We start from the raw sequence: 21,036 nt of genomic DNA on the forward strand, positions 1-21,036 counted from the left end.
TCTATTCGTTTCAGCGCGATAATCCAGAATTGGCGTGGCTTTCAAGGTTATTTTCCAAATCAGGAGTAAAAACCGGTTATCCACAAATTCTGTGGATAACCTTGTGCATACGCTGTCAAACCCGTTGATTTGTCAGGGAGTTTCAGGAGTGTTCACGAGTCGTTCAGGGTGACTTCCTGTTTCAAGCGTTTGAATGGGCAAATGGATTGTCAGGTTATTTACATACCACGCTCACCAGGATATACATAAGGCAAAATCTCGTAGCAAAGCTCCGCGGGTAGTTTTGATAAATTGGAGTTTTCATTCTTCAGGACACCACTAAAAAAGGTTATTCTCTGATTCTGCAGGAATTTTCCGTGGGTACTGAGCGATTGAAATTCCTCGGTGTCACCGGTTTCTTTTTCTCTATGATTCAGGATTGTAATCAACGGATGGTCGCGGTTGCTGAGTAAATGGCTGATAAATTTACGACTGGTGCCTGGTTTAGAGTCTTTGTCCTTTAGGCGGGCAAGAATATTATCTTTACAATGGGTGCCAAGCAGGGTTAGGGTATGTTCAGTAAAGGGCAGCCCTGAAAGCAGATCGTCCCAGATGACATCCAGTAATTCGAGCGCAATTTCGGGATTGTTTGCCGGTTTGCGGGTATATATATCTCTCAGGCAGGTTTTGGCTGGTAAATACCCCAACCTGTTTGCCATCTCAAAAAGCCTGATGGCTTTCGGGAAATTTTCGGGACCACCTTGACCTTTTTGATGCATCCAGGCCCGGTTGATCATACCGAAAATATCACCCGCATCAATGGCTTTCTCAAAAAGCCTGATGGCTTCCGGGAAATTTACGGGACCACCCTGGCCTTTTTGATGCATCAAGGCACGGTTGTTCATAGCGTCAGTATCACCCGCGTCAATGGCCAGTTCATAAAGCCTGATGGCTTCCGGGAAATTTACGGGGCCACCTTGACCCTTTTCATGCATCAAGGCACGGTTGAACATGGCGTCAGTATCACCCGCGTCAATAGCCAGCCCAAGAAGCCTGATGGCTTCCGGGAAATTTACGGGGCCACCTTGACCCTTTTTATGCATCAAGGCACGATTGAACATCGCGGCAGCATAACCCGCGTCAATAGCCAGTTCATAAAGCCTGATGGCTTCCGGGAAATTTTTGAGACCACCTTGACCCTTTTGATGCATCAAGGCACGGTTGTTCATCGCAGCAGCAATACCCGCGTCAATGGCCAGTTCATAAAGCCTGATGGCTTCCGGGAAATTTTCGGGACCACCTTGACTATCTTCATGCATCAAGGCACGGTTGAACATGGCAGCAGCATTACCCGCCTCAATGGCCAGCTCATAAAGCCTGATGGCTTCCGGGAAATTTACAGGACCACCTTGACCATATTGATGCATAAAAGCACGGTTATTCATGGCCGCAGCGTTTTTATCAATCTTAATGGCTTTGTTATAGAGAGCTATCGCTTTGTTGTAATCAACCGCCTCCCCGGCACCGAGATGATGTATCATGCCGCGAACGGTCATGGCATGAGAGTCGTCATCCCTGATACCCATTTCGCATCGCTCTATGAGGTTAGGGATTAATGCCTGAATTTGTCGGGATTCTCTGGTGTCTGGAGTGCGTTTGGATAAATCAAGGATTGATACCCCAAGCGTGGCGTGGGTGTAATCACCTTCGAGCATCTGGTTTGAAATCAGTTCAAACAGCTCACTGTTAGAGTACGATTTAATATCCAGTCTGGTTTTTTCTCGTTTTGCATCGGACATTGCTAACTCCGTCAATGGGTTGTCTGGCCGCTCAATAAAGCCGCATTGGTAATTGGTGTGTATTTTATGCAACTTAGATGTAAATTAAAACACCAGATCCCAGGAAGGAGTAAATCGAAGCAGGATTAACATCTGTGCATGATCCGAAACTGAAAGGTGTGCTAAAAAACAGGAGCCCTTCCCCTTGAAGGGCTGTTAAAGAACCGATCTTTTTTCCACTTACGCACCATATTTTTTTACGAACCCGGCTTGTCAGGATAGATAGCAGAATTTTTATACACCGTATCGCCCCATATGTCCTCTTCCGACAAATCGGTTTCAATAAACTCAACCGGTAAACCGTTATCCTCAATCATAGCCACTTTAAAGCGCTCAAAGGGATAATAAGGCTCCAGAATCACATGCTTGCCTTTGATAGCCTCATCGATGCTGGGCACTTTAAATGCCACATGAGGTTTGGTTTGAATCAAAGGGTGCAGGGGACAGTCTTTTTCAAAACGGTGATATTGTATCCTGCCCGGAGCCTGACCTCCGGAAGTGTGCATTTTAAAAACAGGACTGTAACGCTCGTTTGGCTGCACTTCCGTAACCGGGATCCCTACATGATGAAATTGATAAGACATTGTTTTACTCCGGTAATTAAACACGCTTTTATTTTATATTAATGAAATTAATAATGTAAAACGATTAAAAGTTCATTAATTATGTACTTATAGGTTATAATTAATGCGGGAGGCTTCATGTATGAAAATAAATCAATCGTTACAATGCTTTATGAAAGCGGCAGAAACGCTACACTTCGCAACCGCGGCCAGGATGCTGCATATTACGCCTACGGCTTTGAGCAAGCAGATAAAAAAGCTGGAGCAGCAAATTGGCATGCAGTTGTTTCAGCGAACGACCCGAAAAATTATACTGACTGAGATGGGACAGAGGCTTTATCAACGTTGTCGAAAGCTCGATGAAGAAATAACCGGACTGAATCAGTTTATCGAAAATAAAAAAAACGAGCCACAGGGAACGCTTCGTGTTCTGGTTTCCACCATTTTAGCCAGACACTGGCTGTTACAACATTTAAAGGAATTCCGGGCTTTGTATCCTAAAATCGAGCTGGAATTGATTTTTACGGAGCAGGATCAGGATCTTGCAGACAGCAAAGCCGATATCATGATGGGATTTCCTGAAATACCGCCTTATACCAATGACTTGAAATTCCGCTATATCTATACGGTTAAAAACATTTTATGCGCCTCACCCGATTATATTGAACGCTATGGACTACCTGAAACAAAAGCGGAATTAAGCACGGCACATTTTATTTCCCACACCTTAAGAAAGCCCAAACATCAATTACCACTGGCTGATGGCGGTTATATCACAATAAACAGACCGGTTTTATTAATGAATGAATTTGACGCCCTTAATCAAGCATGCAAGGATGGACACGGAATTTTTCTGACAGGGGATGTTTTAGTGCAGAAGGAACTGGCCCGCGGGGAGTTAGTCCAAATACTACCGGATATAGACTTCAGACATTACAGAATCTATCTGTTTTACCGAGCCTATGATTATGAACTGCCAAAAGTTCGTGTATTCGTTGATTTTTATAACCATAAATCTGATTTACAGGCAAATACCCCCAAATCATGAAAATGAATAATCCACCCAGTTTGCAGATGGAAAAGTTAAGCCACTTGGTCTGAAAGTAACACAATGACTTTCTTAACATTAATTTTACAATATCCATGCAATATTAACATACTGCTTAATATTTAGTTAATGCTTTGGGTGATATTATTCGTCATATCAAGTTGTAATCAGAGGTAATTAAAATGAGAAACCGTAACGAACAACCACAAAAGATGCCACAATCGGAGCCTACTTATACTCCTCAACCAGGAAATGGGTGGTGGGCAGCGAACATGTTCGTCAAAATCTCCATGACTTCAGCCAGTATTTCATTCCTGACCACGCCCTTGAATGTTATGTTGACCAATTCCCAAATGGGAGGAACAGGAACTAACCGTTTTATATTTGGTGCTAATTTATTAAAAGGCTTAACGTCTAATGTCATTGCTGGACAGAAGCGCGGAGCGATTAGTGGAGCCGCAAAAACGGTAAACACTTCCAATGAGGAACAAGTAGGGCAGAGAACCGAGCATGGCCGGGGAAAAGGGCAAGTCACGAGCTTTTTTGCCCGATACCCTTATCTACAGCCGCTGATATTTGCACAAGGTGATTTGGCTGTTTCTCAGATATTTGCTAATAAAGGAAAGCTTCAAGCCGCCGACATCATAAAAACCGGTACACCCTTTAAAATGAATTTTCATAATATGCGGCAACTTTTCGCTATGGCTTACCCGGTTAAAACCCTTGCAGGTGGCGTCAATTTTTATTCCATCTGTTATTTATCCAATTTTATAACCGGCTGGATGGCGAATTTTTCACAAAATCCTGCAATGAATAATTTTGTGGGTGGTGCTGCTACCGGTGCTATAGCTGCTGCAATAACTCACGTACCTAACAGTGTCGCCGATGCCATGGTATTGAAATCACGTGTGGATAGCCAGGGAAAATTAAGTCGTGTGTCTACTCTTGGGTTTTTCAAGGAACAGATAAACCACGTCAAAACTGTAGGCATTAAAGACTCCATCCTGCCTTTCCTGATGCGATCCAAAGTGGAGTTACCGTTGAGGACAGCCAACTCCATGGTTATCTTCGGGATGCTTCAACTGATGTTCCATGTCATGGGCGACGAGCCATTGGCAAGGTTCTATAAGGATAAGGTTGATACACCGGCACCAAGCAGTCCTTCCAAATAATTGGTACGTTAGTCAGTTAGCAGCAGGGGAGATGAAACAAGTTCCCCTGCAAAATCAATGCTTGCATTTATTGTAAAAAATATTAACATAAATGTTACGTGACTTAACAAAGATGGAGAAAATATGTTCGGACACATATTGCGGCAATCGTGTATCAATACCTGTAGATCAACGTTTTTTTCAACAGCATCGGTGGCGCTTGCCACAGGAAGCATTACCGCAATCAATCAGGCTGAAAACAGATACAGGCAATGGAAGAAAAAGGACGCCATGGAGCAAACGAATTTTCCTTATTATATCCGAGCCATGAATCACACTTGATTACCTGAGCCGGAGGCCATCCATTGAAACCCTCAAGGCGGCCGCCGGCCTCCTTGAGGGTTATTGTTCATATGTAATCAGGGCATTTTTGTCAGGGATATATCGCAAAGCGTTCTCTTTTTACAGATGTTCTTCGTACCTCTACTCCCAACTCCCTTGCAACCAACGCTTCAATGGACAAATCAGCTTCCTCGCCGGAGAGTGACTGTTTCAGCGATTGTAATCTGGCGACCATACTCTGCGCCTTTTTCGGATCCGTTAGCCAATCGGATACCGTTCTGGCGATTTCAGCGGCATTGCAATCGTATTGCAGAAATTCAGGCACCACCATGTCGTTCATTAATAAATTACACAGTCCCAGAAATTTGACCTTGATAAGTTTAACCGCGGCAATATAGGTTAATAGCGACGTCTTATAGATAATACACATCGGCCTCGCCAACAGGGCACACTCCAGAGACGCGGTACCGGAAGCCACGACAACACCATCACTACAGGCTGCTGATGGTAACATTTTTCCCTCAATCAGGGTAAAACGCACGTTTTTGGCTCCCTGAAGGTAGGATTGTATCTGTTCGGAACGAATGGTAGCCGCAACCGGGATCACAAAGTGAATGGCTTGATGTTGGCGACTAAGTAACTCGGCTGTTTTTACCAGCACGGGCATATGGCGTTCGATTTCATTACGCCGGCTGCCGGGAAGCAGGGCGACAAGCTTGCCATCTACTGGAAGAGACAAGGCTTTCCGTAATTCCATCGGATCCTGGTAGTGAGGAATATTGTCTACCAGAGGGTGGCCGACAAACGATACTGGAACACCGGCTTGCTGATAAATGTTCTTTTCAAAAGGCAGTATGACCGCCATTTTGTCCACACACGCTTTAAGGGTATGTATACGACTCGCTTTCCATGCCCAGATTTGCGGGCTGATGTAATAGATAATACGCAGTCCAAGTTTCTGTTTGGCGAATTTTGCGAGACGCAGATTAAACCCCGGATAGTCTATTAACACCAGCAAGTCCGGTTTTTCCGTCCGCAGATGAGCCTTGATGGCCTTGAAAGCTTTTTTTATAACAACAATATGCCTTAAGACTTCAACCAGTCCGGTGACGCCAAAACGTGCCAAATCGCTGATTAATGTGACACCGGCCTCTGCCATATGCCGCCCACCGATGCCGCTTATTTTCAGGGTGGGCTCCTGCTTTAACAAATAAGACGCCAGGTTGCCCGCGTATTTATCGCCCGATTCTTCTCCGGCAATAATAACAACCTTTTTAGGTGGTTGCATGGCGGCGGGATACGAGGTTGTTATGAATTAAAGAAGAAATTTTAGCCGCGGTTTCCAGAGCGTTTCGCCCTTCACGCCCGGTGACTAAAGGTGTGGTATCCTGCTTTATGGATTGAAGAAACGCTTTAATTTCCTCAAGCAAGGCATCGCCTTTTTCAAAGATGGATTCGTGACGTACCACATTGGGAATTCCTGGAAACATTTCCCCCTCTCCCTTTTGAAACAAAGCAAACTGTTTGTTATGGTAATCAATGGAAATATAGGATTGTGGCTGGAAAATCCGTGTCTTGCGTTCGGTTTTGTAACTGATACGGCTGGCCGTCACATTGGCCACACACTGATTTTCAAATGTAATTCGCGCATTCGCAATATCAACGTATTGCGACAGCACCGGAGCGCCATGAGCGTCAATATGGATGATAGGGGATTTCACAATGGCCTGGATAATATCAATATCATGAATCATTAAATCGAGAATAACATTCACGTCCGTCCCTCTCGGATTGAAAGGCGCGAGGCGTTGGGATTCGATAAACAGGGGCTGTTCAAGATACTCTTCCAGTGCGAGGCGTGCAGAATTAAAACGCTCCAAATGCCCGACTTGCAGTTTGACATCGTATTTTTCGGCCAAGGCAATTAATTCATCAGCCTGTTCAACCGTTTCAGTAATCGGTTTTTCAATCAGAACATGAATACCTTGGGCAAGACATTGTCTGGCTATAACAAAATGCTGATTGGTTGTGGCCGCGATACTGACCGCGTCAACCTTGCCAAACAATTCTTCAAAATGATAATAACCGGGAACGTTTAACTCGGCCGCTACCGCGTCACAGGCTTCCTGATTCACATCACAGACGGCAACCAAATCCACGTCGGATAACATTTTATACTTCTGGGCATGGAAACGGCCAAGGTACCCCACACCAATAACAGCACACTTTAAAACGCTCATAGCTCTTATAACTGGTAATAATTTGTGCGCATGATCGCATTTCCCGGGTGATAAATCAATTTTAAATCGTTATTATTAGCACTCTTTTTATGAAAATTCTAACAGGGATTGATAAATTATGTCGTATTTGATTGCGGGGGTTGACGAGGCAGGCAGAGGACCGTTAGCCGGACCGGTGGTATCGGCGGCGGTTATCCTTGCCAAACCGATTGCAGGAGTGACGGACTCTAAAAAAATCACTGCCCTGAAACGAAAAAAACTGGCGGAAATTATCAGAAGTGAAGCGGTTTGTTATGCTTATGGACGGGCGGAAGTAGAAGAAATCGATGAGTTGAATATTCATCATGCGACGTTATTGTCTATGAAGCGAGCGATAGAAGGGTTAACTGTCAAACCCGAAAAAGTCATGGTAGATGGCATCTATATACCTGAAATCTCTGTGCCTTGCGAAGCCATTGTTCAGGGGGACTTGCTGATTGCTGAAATAAGCGCGGCATCCATTTTAGCCAAAGTGTCTCGTGATGAAGAGATGGAAGCAATGGATGCGCTTTATCCCGGTTATGGTTTTGCTGAACACAAAGGGTATCCAACGCTCAGGCATCGCAATGCGCTCATGGCGCTCGGCCCCTGTCCTGTTCACCGAAAATCGTACGCGCCAGTCGCGAATTTGCTGGGAAGGGAAGAAGTTTAAGATAGGGATGTGAATAAAATTCGATGGGAACTAATCGACATCAGAATGCCAAAGCTGGCCAGAAAAGTCACCATGGCCGTGCCGCCGTAGCTGATTAAAGGCAGCGGGATCCCGACAACCGGCAATAGCCCCATGACCATCCCTATATTGACGAATGCGGATAGGAAAAAGGTCATGGCCAAACTGGCTGCGAGCAAGCGCGTATAACTGGTTTGCGCATGCCTGGCGATATAAAGCCCGCGCAAGGAAACCAGTATAAACAGCATAATTAACAGCGTACTGCCTATAAAACCGAATTCCTCGCCGCTGACGGCAAAAATAAAATCCGTCGCATGTTCGGGTAAAAAATTCAGATGGGATTGACTGCCGGCCAGCCAGCCTTTACCGAACGCACCACCGGAGCCTATAGCGATTTTTGATTGGATAATATGATAACCGGAACCGAGCGGATCCTGTTCCGGGTTGAGCAGGGTATAAATCCTCTGCCTTTGGTAATCGTGTAAAAAATGCCATAAGAGGGGAGCGGATACCGCGATCAGGCTGAGCAGTGCCAGCAAAATACGAAAACTGACCCCGGCAAGAAAAATAACACTTAATCCGGCGCATAAAACCATAATGGCTGTCCCCAGATCAGGCTGCCTTGCTATTAGTACGACCGGAATAAAAATTAACACGGCAGCTATTGCCAGGCTTTTCAGGTCAACAGGGATCGGTTTTCGGTCAAAATACCATGCGGCCATCATCGGAACGGCCAGCTTCATGATTTCTGAAGGCTGAAATCGAAATATACCCAGATCAAGCCAGCGTTGAGCGCCTTTTCCTATTTTTCCCATCAGCATTACGGCAATGAGCAACGTCAAACCCAGAAAATAAATCCATGGTGTCCATATTTTGTATTTATGAGGCGGAACCATAGCGAAAACCATCATAACGAACAACGCAAAAGACAGCCGCATCAATTGCCGGACAACCATACCCATATCCTGATTGGAAGCGCTATATAAAATAAGAATACCAAAAGCAATAACGGCTAATAACAAACCCAGCAAAGGGGGATCCACATGAATGGATTTACGGGTAAAACGATAAACAGGACGAGGGTGATGGTGATTCATGACGAGGATTCACTTTTTTTCAGTTCGAAATAGGCATCCATGACTTTACGAGCCACATTGGAGGCTTGATGATCATTCTCAACCATAACCGCTATGGCAATTTCCGGCTTTTCATAAGGCGCAAAACCGATAAACAGGGAATGATCTCTTAAAAACTCGGGAATAACCTGATTGCGTTTATTTTCATAATGCTTACCGCCAAACACTTGTGCGGTTCCGGTTTTTGCCGCCACCGTATAGGGTGTATTGCGGCCAAAACGATAGCCTGTTCCCTCATTGCTGGTAATAACCGAGTGCATGGCATCCGCGATAATATCCCAGTTGTTTTTATCTTTAAGGCGGATGGGATATTCTTCAAGCACATTGTATTTGCGGGTTTCTCCCCGCTCACTTTGCACCGACTTGTGAAGAAGGTGGGGACGATAACGCTTGCCTTTCTGGCCCATGGTTGCGGTTGCGTTGGCCAGTTGCAGGGGAGAAGCCAGCATAAATCCCTGGCCTATGGCCGTAATGAGCGTGTCCCCGGGATACCAGGACAACCCCTTGGTTCTTTTTTTCCAGGAGGCACTGGGTAAAATACCCGGTGCCTCCTCATACAGGTCAACATGCGTTAGTTGACCAAAACCGAACTGACTTAGCATATCTTCAATACCGGAAATACCTAATTTATAGCCGAGTTGATAAAAATAAGTATCGCAGGACACGGTAATAGCCCGTTTAAGATTAATGAAACCATGACCACGTTTTTTCCAGTCTTTATAGACATGGCTCATTCCCTGTAGTTTGTACCAGCCTGGATCATAAACTTTCCAATTGGTATCAATAACACCTTTCTCAAGACCTGCAAGTCCGACAAACGGCTTCACGGTCGATGCTGGTGGATATAATCCTCTTACAGCCCGATTATATAATGGTCTTTCTTGCGAGCCGGACAGTTTTTTGTATTCCGATAAGGTAATGCCTTGCACAAAAACGTTCGGATCATAACTGGGTGCACTAATCATAGCGAGAATGTCGCCGCTGGTGGTATTCATGGCAACCACCGCGCCACGCTTGCCTTTCATTGCTTCAAAGGCAATTTTTTGCAGGCGGCTGTCAATCGTTAAATACAGTTTTTCACCCGAAACCGGGTTTTGCTTGTTAAGCTCCCGAACTGTTCTGCCGCTGACGTCCGTTTCGACCTGTTGATAGCCGACCTGGCCGTGCAGTATGTCCTCATAATATTTTTCGATGCCGACCTTGCCGATAAAGTTGGTGGCGCGATAATTTGCATTGTCGACATGTTGCAACTCCTGCACGTTAATACGACCCACGTAACCCAGAAAATGCGCGGTAATTTCTCCCATGGGGTAAAAGCGCATTAAACGGGCTTTGATGCTAACGCCGGTAAATCGGTATTGATTAATTGCAAAGGTAGCAACATCGTCCTGGGTCAGTTTCAATTTGAGTGGGATAGGGACATAAGAACGATTTTGATTGCGGGCGCGTTTGAAATTTTCCATGTCATCGTCGCTGATAGAGGGAAGAAGCGCTCGAAGCCCGGCAAGGGTTTCATCCATGTTCCCGACTCGCTCCGGAATAATCTCCAGAACATAAACGGGAATGTTTTCAGCCAGAACAACACCATTTCTATCCAGAATAATTCCTCTGGGTGGGGCGATTGGTATGATATTCATCTGATTTTTCAGAGACATGGTCTCGTATCGTTTAAACTGGGAAATTTGCAGGTACCCCAGACGCAGTATCAGCGCTGCGGATAATAAAACAATAAAGAAAACCAGTATATTCAGACGAAAGCGATGAATTCGGACTTCCTGACGATCATTTTTTACCGGATTATTCAGTCGCATGGTCATTTACTGCGTAACAGGGCTGAAAAATAGTGACGTACATCTTAACGGAAAAGTTCATTTGTGGTAAGGGTGATGATTAATTATTGCCAGAGCACGATAGATTGCCTCCAGCAGAACAACACGGGCAAGCGGATGAGGTAACGTTAACCCCGACAATGACCATAGCTCCTGACTTCGGGCAAGAATCCGGGTCGCCAAACCTTCGGGGCCGCCGATAATGAAACAGAGATGGCTTGATGTCTGTTGCAAAGACTCCAGCCTGGCCGCAAGCGTTTCACTACTGAACATTTGTCCGTTGATAGCAAGGGCAATCACTCGCGCACCGCCTGGAATAGCGTGAGCAATCTGTTGCGCTTCCTTATCCATGATTCGTTCGATATCGCTCGCACCGGAGCGTTTCATTAAAGGAATTTCAATAATCTGTACGTGCGCGAATTCCCTCAGCCGTTTTGTATATTCGCGTACGGCCTCGCCTACCCAGCCAGGCATTTTATTACCACAGGCAATGACGGTTATTTTTAACATCGCGCGTCGATACCATAATCCATGTCAGGGAAAAGCCTGATTACCTGATGAATCAGCCGTCGTGGTTCCATAAACCTTCAAGATTATAAAAAGCTCGACTATCGGGCTGCATAACGTGTAAAACAAAGTCGCCAAAATCCACCAGCGCCCAATCTCCTGTTTCAACGCCGTGAGAACCGAGTGCTGAAAATCCATTCGATTTCATTTTCTCCATGGCTGCCTCGGCAATGGATTTGACATGCCTTGAGGAGCGGCCGCTACACAGAATCATATAGTCGGTTACCGTCGTCTGATGACTGACATCAATGGTTTTGATATCTATCGCTTGCATTTCATCAAGAATCGACAAAAGGAGTTGTAATGATCCGGGTTGGTTTGGCATGGTATGGAAAATACTTATTCACAAAAAGCGTTGGATGATAACAATAATTTATAAAAGTCTCAAAGCATTTTAAAACAAATTTTCAATAACTTCAGAACTTTTCCAATCCATCCTGTTTCACGGCCATTAACCTGCAAATGACCCGGTTAAGAAAATAACAAACAATCGTCGCTGTAACCAGTAATAGAAACAGTGTTGTAAATCCCTGCGCGTAATGTTCCTTTAACGCCGAGACCGGCAATGAATGATTGCTGATTGCGGTAATGCCTGCCAGTTTACCCGAGAGATACCCGCCCGTACCCAGAGAAACAAAAAATATACCCATCATGGTACTGACCCGGTGACGACTGGCCAGAATGGTAACGGCCGAAAGGCCGACAGGAGATAGAAAAAGCTCGGCTATGGAAATCAGCAAATAAGCCGGAATAAAGTAAAGCGGCGATAACAGGCTGCTGCCATGGGTTACCCGGCATACGAGCATAATAATGCCATAGGAAAGACTCATAAAAAGCAGGGACAAAACAAATTTGTCACCAATTTTTTTTCGATTTTGTTCCGAATTCGGGTGTGATTTTTTTCGTACCAGAAGATAACCGAACACTATCATGCCAGCACTCTGGACACTCACATAATAAGGTGGGGGAAAGGGGATGCCAAAAATTTTCGGTTCAACAACCCGGGCGATAAAAAGAGTCAGCGACAAAAACATTTGAAAATAAAATGTCCAGAACATGACTGAAATAATACATAAAATACCGATGACCAGTGTTTGCTGCGCTTGTTCCCCCGATTCGCGGGAGGCGGTATACAGGAGATAGATCGAGGACAGCGCGACGATAGCCAGAAATGCAAAATCGGCAAATCCGCTGTAGGATAGAATACAAACGGAAAACAACCAGAGCAGCATAATCAATATCAACGCGCTCAACAGTTTAAACAGGTTAAAGTGAAACGGCTGATAATCGGCAATGCGATAACGTTTGATTCCAAATAGAAAAACGGCAAAGGCAATGAGCATCCCGAAAGCGGCGCTTGCAAACGTAGCCGGCCAGCCAAAATAACGGGTAATATAGCTTGGTACCGTGGTTCCCAGAATAATGCCTGTGGTAATACCCATGTAAAAAATGGTAAAACCGCTTTCACGTTTCGGCGAATCAACAGGGTACTCATTACCCAATAAGGAGGAAATGTTGGATTTGAGAAGACCGGTTCCAACGGCTATCCCCGCCAACGCGCCCAGCATGGATTGTTTCGATGAGCAAACCGTTAGGGTGATATAACTGAAAAAGAGAAATACCGCACCGGATAATACCGTTCGTTTCTGGCCCAGGATGTGGTCGGCTACCCATCCGCCAACGACCGGGGACAAGTACGTCAGGGCCGTGAATGATCCGACCAGGGCGTAGGTGTTTTTGTCAGACCAGTGATAATGTTTGGCAAGATACAGGGCCAAGAGGGATTGTACAACATAAAACCCGTAGCGCTCCCACATTTCTGTGGCAAAAAAAACACGTAATGAAATAGGATGTTTGATTCCAGTATGCACTTTAACTCAACAATTTGGACACAAAAGACAATGCTAACACAACTGTTTGCAAAATAGCAGGTCATAGTTCACCAAGGTCAGCCAGTAGTGTAGACTAGGCGCGTCATAAAACAGCGAATTGGACAATCAAAGTATTACCCTTTAAATGGAATCATGATGAACAAGACAAATAATTCTCGATCTCTGTCAGCAAATCGCGGCACACGTTTGCAGGCCAAAAGCTGGTTAACGGAAGCCGCCTTGCGCATGCTTCATAACAACCTTGATGAAGACGTAGCTGAAAATCCCTCGCAACTTATCGTCTATGGGGGACTTGGCAAAGCGGCGAGAAACTGGGAGTGCTTTGATAAAATTGTTGATGTGCTGAAAAATCTGGATAGCAATCAAACCCTGTTAATTCAATCCGGAAAACCGGTCGGTGTTTTTACGACCCACGAAGAGGCGCCAAGAGTACTTATCGCCAATTCCAATCTGGTACCAAGATGGGCAAGCTGGGAACATTTCAACGAACTGGATAAAAAAGGATTGATGATGTACGGTCAGATGACTGCGGGCAGTTGGATTTACATCGGATCGCAAGGCATTATCCAGGGTACCTACGAAACATTTACCGCCGCCGCAAAAAAACATTTTCATGGTGATTTATCAGGGCATTGGGTTTTGACGGCCGGATTGGGCGGTATGGGCGGCGCCCAGCCGCTCGCGGCAACCATGGCTGGTGCCAGCGTCCTTGCGGTGGAGTGTGATTTGTCACGGATTAAAAAACGTTTGGCCACACGTTATCTCGATAAATATAGCGATAATCTGGATGAAGCATTACGCTGGATAGAAGAGTCCTGTCGTGAAAAAAAACCGCTTTCCGTTGCTTTGCTGGCCAATGCCGCGGACATTTACCCGGAATTACTGCAACGAGGCATCAAACCGTCCATAATAACTGATCAGACAAGCGCCCACGATCCGCTGAATGGTTATCTTCCGTCCGGATGGACACTGGAACAGGCTCGTGAGTTGAGACTATCGGCACCGGAGAAAGTCGTATCCGCCGCCAGGAAATCAATGGCTGTGCAGGTGAAGGCGATGATCGCATTTCATAATATGGGAATACCGGTATTTGATTACGGCAATAATATCCGGCAGATGGCTTTTGAAGAGGGGGTTGATGACGCGTTTACCATCCCGGGATTCGTACCGGCCTACATCAGACCATTGTTCTGCGAGGGCATAGGGCCTTTCCGATGGGTCGCATTATCCGGCGATCCGGAAGATATCTATGCCACGGACAACAAGGTACGGGAATTAATTCCCGATGATCATCATTTGCATCGCTGGCTGGATATGGCGAGGGATAAAATCGCGTTTCAGGGCTTGCCGGCCAGAATCTGCTGGATAGGTTTAAAAGACAGGGCGCGTTTGGCGCTTGCGTTTAATGATATGGTACGAACCGGAGAGCTTAAAGCGCCTGTTGTTATCGGCCGTGACCATCTGGACTCCGGTTCCGTTGCCAGTCCCAATCGAGAAACGGAAGGGATGAAAGACGGCAGTGACGCGGTTTCGGACTGGCCTTTGCTCAATGCGCTCTTGAATTGTGCCAGCGGGGCGACATGGGTCAGCATACATCACGGCGGCGGGGTTGGTATGGGATTTTCACAGCATGCCGGAGTAGTCATAGTCGCCGACGGAACGGAACAGGCGGCCAGACGACTGGCCAGAGTCCTTTTCAATGATCCGGCTACAGGCGTCATGCGTCATGCCGACGCCGGCTATGATCTTGCCAGGCAATGCGCGCAGGAAAACAAACTTTGGCTGCCTATGGTTGAGGAAAGGAGCGTCTGATAATGAGTGATATGTTTACCATCAAACCTGACCAAATGACGTTAAAGGATTATCAATGGCTGGTAAAAAACGGCATTCCTTGCCGACTTGACAAATCTTGCCTGCCGAAAATCGAGGCGTCCCGCGATACTGTCAAAACGGTGGTTGACAGCAAAAAAATTGTATACGGCATCAATACTGGTTTTGGCTCTCTGGCAAATCAGATTATATCTTCCGAAAATTTATTGCAATTGCAGCAAAATATCGTGCTTTCGCATGCCTGTGGTACCGGTGATTTACTGCCGGATCCGGTGGTTGCACTTATTCTGTTATTGAAAATAAACAGTCTGGCGCAGGGTTTTTCAGGTGTCAGGCTCGAACTGATTGAAGCGCTTTTAGCGCTGTACAACCATGGCGTTTATCCCTGTATTCCTGGCAGGGGATCGGTAGGGGCCTCCGGTGATTTGGTACCTCTCGCCCATATGTCGCTGCCGTTGCTTGGTGTTGGTGACGTCAGGCATCAGGGACGTATCCTGTCTGCGGAGGAAGGCTTGCGTATAGCCGGTTTAACGAAGCTTGAATTGGCGCCCAAAGAGGGACTTGCCTTATTAAACGGCCTGCAGGTTTCCTGTGCGTTGTGCATGGATGCGTTGTTTCAGACTGAACAGCTTTTTGAAGTAGCCATGATCACCGGCAGCATGTCGGTTGACGCAGCGTCAGGCAGTGACGCGCCTTTTGACGACCGGATTCACCAGGCAAGAGGACATGAAGCCCAGATCCGGGTAGCTCGCAGGTACAAGGCGCTTCTTGAGGGAAGCGTTATCAGAGAGTCACACCGTGGATGTCATCGTGTGCAAGACCCCTATTCACTGAGATGCCAGCCCCAAATTATGGGAGCCGTTTTACATCAGATCCAATTCGTTAGCGATACGCTTCAGGTTGAAGCGAATGCCGTTTCAGATAACCCCCTGGTCTTTCCAGAGCAGGGTGATATTCTGTCCGGAGGCAATTTCCATGGCGAAATTATTGCTATGGCCGCAGATAATCTGGCATTGGCCGTAGCTGAAATCGGATCCAACGCCGAGCGGCGTATTGCGCTCTTAATTGACAGGAATTTCAGCGGGCTTCCCGCATTTCTGGTGAAAGAGGGAGGGCTCAATTCAGGATTTATGATAGCCCATGTTACAGCAGCATCCTGTGCGAGCGATAACAAGGCACTGGCTCATCCTCATTGTGTGGATAGCCTGCCGACTTCGGCCAATCAGGAAGATCATGTGTCGATGTCCACCAATGCAGCCAGAAGACTGCATGCCATGAACGACAACACGGCAACTATTCTCGCCATAGAGCTTCTTGCCGCGTGTCAGGGACTGGAATTTCATCAGCCTCTGACTACATCGCCTCCTTTGCACAACATTTATCAGCGAGTGCGAGATGTTGTCAAACCTTACGACAAGGATCGTTATTTTGCACCGGATATTGCCGTTATCAAGGAAATGATACTCCGTGGAGAAATCCTCTCCGAAGTGAGTCAATAAGGATAGATTATGTTATTACAAGACACCTTTGAAGAACTGCAGAAGGATTATTATCAAACCCCTTATCTGTCCGTGAGGGAACGACGCGACGTTTTAAAGGCACTGAAAAAAAGGATCCGGGAAAAGGCTGTTGCGTTAGCCGACGCCATGAATTCCGATTTTTCACACCGCGCTCAAATTGAATCCCTGTTTCTGGAAATTTATCCTACCCTTAAATCCATAGATTATTGTCTGGCGCATTTGAATCAATGGACCAGAAAAAGAAAGAGAAAACTGTCCTGGCATTTTTTACCGGGTAAAGCGTATCTGATCCCACAGCCTTTAGGGGTCGTGGGGATTATGGTGCCCTGGAATTATCCGGTGTTCCTGTCCATTATACCGGCCATCTATGCGCTTGCCGCCGGGAACCGGGTGATGATAAAAATGTCCGAGCTAACCCCGAAAACCACAGAGGCGTTACAGAGTTTATTTGACGATCATCGTATGATCCGTGTTACAGGCGGCGATGTTTCCGTGTCCAGAGAATTTGCTCGTTTGCCTTTCGGACATTTGTTATTTACCGGGTCAACGGCCGTTGGCAAATCGGTTATGGCGGCTGCCAGTGAACATTTAACACCTGTTACTCTGGAGCTTGGCGGGAAATCCCCCGCCATCGTTTCAAAAACAATGGATAAACAATATTATAACCGGTTGTTTATGGGTAAATTATTTAACGCGGGTCAAACCTGTATCGCTCCTGATTATTTGTATATCCCCGCGGGACAGGAGTCTCAGTTAGAGCGGGAATTGCATGATTTTATAAACAGACATTATCCGAATCTGCCATCGAACCAGGATTACAGCAGCATCATTAATGAGCAACATAAAGAAAGATTACTGCAACTGGTTGAGGATGCCCGTCAAAAGGGCGCCCGGGTTGTTACGATTGGCGAGCCGAACGACAATGCTCAGAAAATACCTTTCTATCTGTTATTTGATGTCAATGAATCCATGAAAGTGATGCAGGAAGAAATTTTCGGACCGATACTCCCTGTACTTTCCTATCAGTCAATCAATGAGGCGGTCAAGTACATTAACGACCATCCCAACCCTCTTGCCGTCTATTATTTCGGAAACGACCGGGAAGAATTGCAAACGCTCCAATATCAGGTTTTATCGGGCGCATTAACCGTGAATGACAGTTTAATCCACGTGGCGGTTGATGATTTACCTTTTGGCGGCGTAGGGCATAGTGGTATGGGCCAGTATCATGGGCGAGAAGGGTTCGATACGTTTTCAAAATTAAAACCGGTGCTAATCAAACGAAAACTGGCGTTAATTACCTTTCTTTACCCGCCTTATGGTAAATTAATGCGTTCTTTCCTTCATTTTTTTGCCGGAATCAAGCTCAGGGAGAAATAACGATAATGAGTAAAGTTCTTTTTATAAGCGGCGCGAGCCGGGGAATAGGTCGAGCGATTGCCCACAAATTTGCCCGTGAAAACGCCGCCATCGTTGTGGCCGCTAAAACGGATACGCCGCACCCGAAACTGGCAGGTACTATTCACAGTGTCGCGGCCGAGATTGTGGCGTTGGGAGGGCATGCCTTGCCATTGGTCGTGGATGTCCGTGACGAACAGCAAATTACAGTAGCCATTGAAAAAACCATTGCGGAATTCGGGCAACTGGACGTCCTTATCAATAACGCCAGTGCCATCAGCCTGACTGATACATTGTCTACACCCATGAAACGTTATGATTTGATGCAGGCCGTTAACACTCGTGCCACGTTCGCCTGTTCACAAGCCGCCATCCCTTACCTTGAAAAATCCTCAAACCCTCATATTTTAACCTTATCACCGCCATTGAGTCTTGAGAAAAAATGGTACGCAGAGCATCTGGCTTATACGATAAGCAAAATGGGGATGAGTCTTTGTACGTTAGGGTTGGCTGAAGAATTAAAATCAGTCGGTATTGGCGTAAATTCCCTGTGGCCGAAAACAACGATTGGCACGGATGCTATACGCGTTCATTTTCCCGAAGACATTTACAAAGCCAGTAGAAAGCCGGAAATTGTTGCGGATGCCGCATTTTGGATCCTTACCCAGCCTTCCCGTGAGGTCACGGGCAATTTTTTTATTGACGAAGAGGTTTTAAGGAATGCTGGCCAGCGAGATTTTTCCACGTATGCTATTGACCCGAATCGTGAACTCTATCCGGATTTGTTCTTATGATCGTTGAAATATTTACTGATGGCGCGTGCAAGGGCAATCCCGGCCCAGGTGGTTGGGGCGCCTTGCTGCGTTATCAGGGACAAGAAAAAACCCTGTATGGCAGCGAAACACATACCACCAACAACCGCATGGAGTTAACTGCGGCAATCAAGTCGCTGGAAGCGCTAAAACGATCCTGTGACGTTGATATATATACCGATTCCCAATATTTACGACAGGGAATGACCGAGTGGCTGGCCGGCTGGAAAAAAAAAGGTTGGCGCAACTCAAAAAGAGAGCCGGTTAAAAACGCGGATCTCTGGCAAAAACTCGATGAGTTGGCCGGACTGCATCGGATCCGCTGGCATTGGATTAAAGGGCATGCCGGACATCCCGAAAACGAGAAAGCCGATGAGTTGGCCAATCAGGCTATTGAAGAAATGATGAATCATTAAGGCAGGATATGCGACAAATTGTATTGGATACTGAGACAACAGGTATTGGCCCACAACTCGGTCACCGTATTATTGAAATTGGTTGCGTTGAATTAATTGATCGAAAATTGACCGGTAATCATTATCACGTCTACCTGAATCCGCAACGTGACGTGGAAGAGGGCGCTTTTCGTGTGCATGGCATCAGTACCGAGTTTTTGAAGGACAAGCCTCTGTTTGCAGCCATCGCTGAAGAGTTTATAGCGTTTATCAGGGATGCAGAACTGATTATACATAACGCGCCGTTCGATGTCGGATTTCTGGAAGCGGAATTAAATCTAATCAACTGGCCAAAACCGTTTCAGGAGTTATGCACGGTATGTGATACCCTGGTTCTCGCCCGTGAAAAACATCCGGGCCAGCGTAACAGTCTGGATGCGCTCTGCAAACGATACGAAATTGATAATTCCAACCGGACCTTGCACGGAGCCTTGCTGGATGCGGAAATACTGGCATCCGTTTATCTGGCCATGACCGGCGGGCAAGCGCAATTGTTTGATGAAGAATTACACATCTCTTCCGGTTCCCCTGTCAATCACGACCAGTTGATTGTTGAATCCCTGCATAGCAACACACCAGTCATTAAACCGGATCAGCGGGAACTGGAAAAACATCGGGAATTTATTCGCTCAATGGTGCAAACATCCGGCGTCAATCACTGGGAGGATTAGAGTTCTCTTATATCCTGAATTCGTAGCTGGTTCATTGAATAAATTTTTTTCAAACGAAAATGAACGCATCAATGGTTATTTGCGTGACGATCGCCACTCGAATACTTCCAATCCATCTACCATGCTGTCTGATTTACGAAATACATCAGAGGATTTAATAGGTTTGATGATTTCTTTTGCGACAAGAACCGAATCAACAGGCGCGTGTTTTTGCATGTGGCCGGCGATATCAATGACACGATCGCTAAACTCCTCTAAAGGAGTGGACAAATCATAATAAACAAAACCGGTATTAATACCGCATCGAACATGGAAATCATTTTGCATCATTTTGACCGATTTATTGAAATGGACAAGACCGAGAATAATGTCTTTCGCGGCACTGATAGCTTGTTCGGTCGTGTTAAAGCATGCCATTACGCCGTCTGGTGTCCATGCCGCCTTGATATAGCCATGCTCCTTAAATTTCTGGTTAATATAATCATGATATTGATTAAAATCATTTTCAACAATAACCGGATCCTCATCTTGCTTCATCCCGGTGGAATCCACCACATCAATAGATAAAAACGATAGGGTACGTCCGGATTTTTCCAGTTCTTTCTTAAGCCTGACAAAATCCTTCAATAATTCCTGCCTGTTTTTCGCCTTAAAATTAACGGAACTGTCCAATTGTTCCTCTATCTGGGAAATTAGTATTTTTTGTGGCGCTGTCACGGCTTTTTTTCGATATTCCCGTAATTTGATTCTAGCTTTGAATTTTTGCAGTGGGCCTGCTATGAGGTGGGAAATATATATGGAAATAAATAACAGCACCGCTATCGTAATGATTCTTGAAGCGTCTTTATCCGCGATAGTCGTGGGGATGGTTTTTTTTACGGCTATATTAATTGTATTTTCTACTTTGACAATCGGTTGCAGATAAGTGTACGAGGAAATATTCTTGATATAGGGCTTGATCATCCCGAACAGACATAAAAGGATCAAGACCCAGAGCAAAAAATGACTTAATCTAAGAACGATCAGTATTAACGAAAAAAGAGCTCTCATATCTCT

The 21,036-nt window shown here is 45.8% G+C and carries 20 protein-coding genes; 10 read left to right on the top strand and 10 right to left on the bottom strand.

What is annotated here, in order from left to right; translation table 11 throughout:
• Positions 1 to 218: 218 nt before the first annotated feature.
• Positions 219 to 1,778 carry an SEL1-like repeat protein gene (locus CKW05_RS07515; RefSeq protein WP_058483479.1) on the bottom strand — a complete coding sequence of 520 codons (1,560 nt, stop codon included), beginning with the start codon at positions 1,776 to 1,778 and terminating at the stop codon, positions 219 to 221.
• 236 nt (positions 1,779 to 2,014) lie between these two features.
• Positions 2,015 to 2,401 carry a hypothetical protein gene (locus tag CKW05_RS07520; RefSeq protein WP_058483480.1) on the bottom strand — a complete coding sequence of 129 codons (387 nt, stop codon included), beginning with the start codon at positions 2,399 to 2,401 and terminating at the stop codon, positions 2,015 to 2,017.
• A 121-nt stretch (positions 2,402 to 2,522) separates the two neighbouring features.
• Between CKW05_RS07520 and CKW05_RS07525 the strand changes: the two genes are divergently transcribed.
• From CKW05_RS07525 to CKW05_RS07535, 3 genes are all read left to right on the top strand, one after another.
• On the top strand, positions 2,523 to 3,428 hold the full coding sequence (locus CKW05_RS07525; protein WP_058483481.1) for a LysR family transcriptional regulator: 906 nt from the start codon (positions 2,523 to 2,525) through the stop codon (positions 3,426 to 3,428).
• A 272-nt stretch (positions 3,429 to 3,700) separates the two neighbouring features.
• Positions 3,701 to 4,600 (top strand): hypothetical protein, encoded by a 900-nt coding sequence (locus CKW05_RS07530; RefSeq protein ID WP_058483482.1) that lies wholly within the window; start codon positions 3,701 to 3,703, stop codon positions 4,598 to 4,600.
• A 123-nt stretch (positions 4,601 to 4,723) separates the two neighbouring features.
• Positions 4,724 to 4,921 carry a hypothetical protein gene (locus CKW05_RS07535; protein WP_058483483.1) on the top strand — a complete coding sequence of 66 codons (198 nt, stop codon included), beginning with the start codon at positions 4,724 to 4,726 and terminating at the stop codon, positions 4,919 to 4,921.
• A gap of 91 nt (positions 4,922 to 5,012) precedes the next feature.
• On the opposite strand, the gene lpxB is transcribed toward CKW05_RS07535, so the two are convergent.
• On the bottom strand, positions 5,013 to 6,209 hold the full coding sequence (gene lpxB, locus CKW05_RS07540; protein WP_058483484.1) for a lipid-A-disaccharide synthase: 1,197 nt from the start codon (positions 6,207 to 6,209) through the stop codon (positions 5,013 to 5,015).
• Positions 6,196 to 7,161, bottom strand: coding sequence for a Gfo/Idh/MocA family protein (locus tag CKW05_RS07545; protein WP_058483485.1), 966 nt, complete (start codon positions 7,159 to 7,161; stop codon positions 6,196 to 6,198). The genes lpxB and CKW05_RS07545 overlap by 14 nt, the downstream gene beginning before the upstream one ends.
• Before the next feature lie 118 nt (positions 7,162 to 7,279).
• Here CKW05_RS07545 and rnhB point away from each other — a divergent pair, with 118 nt between their 5' ends.
• On the top strand, positions 7,280 to 7,852 hold the full coding sequence (gene rnhB / locus CKW05_RS07550; protein WP_058483486.1) for a ribonuclease HII: 573 nt from the start codon (positions 7,280 to 7,282) through the stop codon (positions 7,850 to 7,852).
• Here rnhB and rodA read toward each other — a convergent pair.
• The 5 genes from rodA to CKW05_RS07575 all read right to left on the bottom strand — a co-directional run bounded on the left by rodA (position 7,849) and on the right by CKW05_RS07575 (position 13,273).
• On the bottom strand, positions 7,849 to 8,967 hold the full coding sequence (rodA, locus tag CKW05_RS07555) for a rod shape-determining protein RodA (RefSeq protein WP_058483487.1): 1,119 nt from the start codon (positions 8,965 to 8,967) through the stop codon (positions 7,849 to 7,851). The two genes, rnhB and rodA, sit on opposite strands and share 4 nt — an antisense overlap.
• A complete protein-coding gene (gene mrdA, locus CKW05_RS07560) occupies positions 8,964 to 10,817 on the bottom strand; it encodes a penicillin-binding protein 2 (protein ID WP_058483576.1) in 1,854 nt (617 codons plus the stop codon). The genes rodA and mrdA overlap by 4 nt, the downstream gene beginning before the upstream one ends.
• 57 nt (positions 10,818 to 10,874) lie before the next feature.
• Positions 10,875 to 11,345: a 23S rRNA (pseudouridine(1915)-N(3))-methyltransferase RlmH gene (gene rlmH / locus CKW05_RS07565; RefSeq protein WP_058483488.1), complete on the bottom strand. Its 471-nt coding sequence runs from the start codon at positions 11,343 to 11,345 to the stop codon at positions 10,875 to 10,877.
• 52 nt (positions 11,346 to 11,397) lie between these two features.
• Positions 11,398 to 11,727 carry a ribosome silencing factor gene (rsfS, locus tag CKW05_RS07570; protein ID WP_058483489.1) on the bottom strand — a complete coding sequence of 110 codons (330 nt, stop codon included), beginning with the start codon at positions 11,725 to 11,727 and terminating at the stop codon, positions 11,398 to 11,400.
• 91 nt (positions 11,728 to 11,818) lie between these two features.
• Positions 11,819 to 13,273 carry a peptide MFS transporter gene (locus CKW05_RS07575; RefSeq protein WP_082642772.1) on the bottom strand — a complete coding sequence of 485 codons (1,455 nt, stop codon included), beginning with the start codon at positions 13,271 to 13,273 and terminating at the stop codon, positions 11,819 to 11,821.
• A gap of 156 nt (positions 13,274 to 13,429) precedes the next feature.
• Between CKW05_RS07575 and hutU the strand changes: the two genes are divergently transcribed.
• The 6 genes from hutU to dnaQ are packed head-to-tail and all read left to right on the top strand — an operon-like array spanning position 13,430 to position 19,980.
• The gene (gene hutU / locus CKW05_RS07580; RefSeq protein WP_058483490.1) at positions 13,430 to 15,106 is read left to right on the top strand and encodes a urocanate hydratase; all 1,677 of its coding nucleotides are present in this window, start codon (positions 13,430 to 13,432) and stop codon (positions 15,104 to 15,106) included.
• Between the two features lie 2 nt (positions 15,107 to 15,108).
• Positions 15,109 to 16,623, top strand: coding sequence for a histidine ammonia-lyase (gene hutH, locus CKW05_RS07585; protein ID WP_058483491.1), 1,515 nt, complete (start codon positions 15,109 to 15,111; stop codon positions 16,621 to 16,623).
• Positions 16,624 to 16,632: 9 nt separating this feature from the next.
• Positions 16,633 to 18,024, top strand: coding sequence for a coniferyl aldehyde dehydrogenase (locus tag CKW05_RS07590; RefSeq protein WP_058483492.1), 1,392 nt, complete (start codon positions 16,633 to 16,635; stop codon positions 18,022 to 18,024).
• A 5-nt stretch (positions 18,025 to 18,029) separates the two neighbouring features.
• Positions 18,030 to 18,836, top strand: coding sequence for an SDR family oxidoreductase (locus tag CKW05_RS07595; protein ID WP_058483493.1), 807 nt, complete (start codon positions 18,030 to 18,032; stop codon positions 18,834 to 18,836).
• Positions 18,833 to 19,270 carry a ribonuclease HI gene (gene rnhA / locus CKW05_RS07600; protein ID WP_058483494.1) on the top strand — a complete coding sequence of 146 codons (438 nt, stop codon included), beginning with the start codon at positions 18,833 to 18,835 and terminating at the stop codon, positions 19,268 to 19,270. The genes CKW05_RS07595 and rnhA overlap by 4 nt, the downstream gene beginning before the upstream one ends.
• Before the next feature lie 8 nt (positions 19,271 to 19,278).
• Positions 19,279 to 19,980: a DNA polymerase III subunit epsilon gene (dnaQ, locus tag CKW05_RS07605; RefSeq protein WP_058483495.1), complete on the top strand. Its 702-nt coding sequence runs from the start codon at positions 19,279 to 19,281 to the stop codon at positions 19,978 to 19,980.
• Between the two features lie 75 nt (positions 19,981 to 20,055).
• On the opposite strand, the gene CKW05_RS07610 is transcribed toward dnaQ, so the two are convergent.
• Positions 20,056 to 21,030 carry an adenylate/guanylate cyclase domain-containing protein gene (locus CKW05_RS07610; protein ID WP_058483496.1) on the bottom strand — a complete coding sequence of 325 codons (975 nt, stop codon included), beginning with the start codon at positions 21,028 to 21,030 and terminating at the stop codon, positions 20,056 to 20,058.
• Positions 21,031 to 21,036: the final 6 nt, after the last annotated feature.

The sequence above is a fragment of the Legionella spiritensis genome (genome assembly GCF_900186965.1).
GTDB lineage: Bacteria > Pseudomonadota > Gammaproteobacteria > Legionellales > Legionellaceae > Legionella_C > Legionella_C spiritensis.